Below are 409 nucleotides of genomic sequence, written 5' to 3'. Positions count from 1 at the left end.
TATTGTATTGTACATTATTTTACCACCTTTTCTGGTTTTACTGTTGAGTAAAGAGCAAATGCTCCATCTAAATTTTTGGCTTTATAACCATTTTGTTTCAGCATTCTTTCCGCTATATAGCTGCGCAAACCACTGTGACAGCTCACAATAATTGGTTGATCTTTTGGCAACTCTGCCATGCGGTCTCGCAAACTATCTAAAGGAATATTGACTGCTCCTTTTAAACGGCCGTTTGTTTTCAGTTCACCTTCATTGCGAACATCCAGCAATAAATATCCTTCTGCTTGCTTGTCTTCTAATTCATACCATTGCACGGACTCACTAAGGCCTTCCATAAGATTTAAGGCTGTATAACCAGCCATATTGACAGGATCTTTAGCAGAACCAAATGGAGGAGCATAAGTGAACT

1 protein-coding gene is annotated in these 409 nt (G+C 38.9%); it reads right to left on the bottom strand.

Features of this window, described 5'->3' with window-relative positions; translation table 11 throughout:
• Positions 1 to 14: 14 nt before the first annotated feature.
• Positions 15 to 409: rhodanese-like domain-containing protein (locus ACEN31_RS11655; RefSeq protein WP_407109490.1), on the bottom strand; the 395-nt coding region annotated here is incomplete at its 5' end.

Source organism: Ruoffia sp. FAM 26255, from assembly GCF_045528525.1.
GTDB lineage: Bacteria > Bacillota > Bacilli > Lactobacillales > Aerococcaceae > Ruoffia > Ruoffia tabacinasalis.
Note: the sequence above shows the minus strand (reverse complement) of the source record. Positions and strands in the feature narration are given on the sequence as shown.